We start from the raw sequence: 1,540 nt of genomic DNA, 5'->3' as shown, positions 1-1,540 counted from the left end.
ACAAGAAACCCAGCGTCCGACGCGGGTCGGATAACGTTTTATGGTTTGAATCTGCGGCTTGATCTGATTCACTGGCTTCATGATATCGAAGCCGGACGATCTTCCATCGGACCTTGCAAGTGCCCTGGCGGCGCTGCAGACCGAGCGTGAGGCGCGGCTGCAGGCCGAGGCGGTGGCTGCCAGTGCGCGGGCGGAGCTGTCGGACAACGAGGCGCTAATCGCGCATCTCGAGCTGCGGATCGAGAAGCTCAAACGCGAACTGTACGGGCCGCGCTCCGAGCGCACGGCACGGCTGCTCGAGCAGCTGGAGTTGGAGCTCGAAGAACTCGCCACCACGGCGAGCGAGGATGAGCTTGCCGCGCACGCCGCAGCGGCGAAGACGCAGAACGTCCGTTCCTTCACGCGCAAGCGGCCGGTGCGCAAGCCATGGCCGGATGACATCGAACGCGAGCGCGTTGTCATGGAGGCTCCAACGAGCTGTGCCTGCTGCGGTGGATCGCGGCTGGCGAAGATCGGCGAGGATGTGACCAGGACGCTGGAGGAGATCCCACGCCGCTTCAAGTTGATCGAGACGGTACGCGAGAAGTTCACCTGCCGTGATTGCGAGAAGATCAGCCAGCCGCCCGCACCGTTCCATACCACGCCGCGCGGCTTCATTGGCCCACAATTGCTGGCGACGATCCTGTTCGACAAGTTCGGCATGCATATCCCGCTCAACCGCCAGAGTGCGCGATTCAAGGCCGAGGGGATCGACCTGTCGTTGTCGACCCTGGCCGACCAGGTCGGCCACGGCACCTTCGCCGTCATGCCGCTCTTCCATTTGATCGAACGCCATGTGCTCGCGGCCGAGCGCCTTCATGGCGATGACACCACCATCCGTATCCTGGCGAAGGGCAAGTGTACCACCGGACGGATCTGGACTTATGTGCGGGATGACCGGCCCTTCGCCGGGCCCGCGCCGCCGGCGGCGGTCTATTACGCCTCGAGCGACCGACGAGGCGAGCATCCCCAGAAGCATCTGGTCGCCTTCGGTGGTATCCTGCAAGCCGATTGCTACAGCGGGTTCGAACCGCTGTTCGATCCGCAGAAGAAGGCGCGGCCGATTACGCCGGCATTTTGCTTTGCCCATGCACGACGGGGCTTCTTCGAGCTGGCCGACATCGAGAAAAATGCTCGGGAAGGTAAGAAGGGCAAACCGGTCTCTCCGATCGCGCTGGAGGCGGTCAGACGCCTGGATGCATTGTTCGAGATCGAGCGCGCCATCAACGGCCGCGGCGCCGAGGAGCGGCGTGCCGTGCGCCAGGAACAGAGCAAGCCGCTTCTCGAGGACATGCACGCCTGGTTGCTGCGTGAGCGCGAAACCCTCTCGCGCTCCTCCGAGGTCCTAAAGCCTATGAATTACATGCTCAGGCGCTGGGACGACTTCGCCCGCTTCCTCGACGATGGCAGGATCTGCTTGACCACGGATGGTGTTGAGAAGTCCTTACCTTCAGTTCGTAGCAACTTTTTTTGGTTTTTCCTTCCAGGCAGCCACCATGCG

The 1,540-nt window shown here is 62.7% G+C and carries 1 protein-coding gene; it reads left to right on the top strand.

Annotated features, from left to right (window positions below; all coding sequences use genetic code 11):
• Window positions 1-79: 79 nt before the first annotated feature.
• The coding region (gene tnpC / locus XI09_RS08655) for an IS66 family transposase (protein WP_271566467.1) at window positions 80-1,540 on the top strand (1,461 nt) is incomplete at its 3' end.

This window comes from Bradyrhizobium sp. CCBAU 11386 (assembly GCF_028128955.1).
In the GTDB taxonomy this organism is placed as follows: Bacteria; Pseudomonadota; Alphaproteobacteria; order Rhizobiales; family Xanthobacteraceae; genus Bradyrhizobium.
This window is presented reverse-complemented; position numbering and strand designations above follow the sequence as displayed.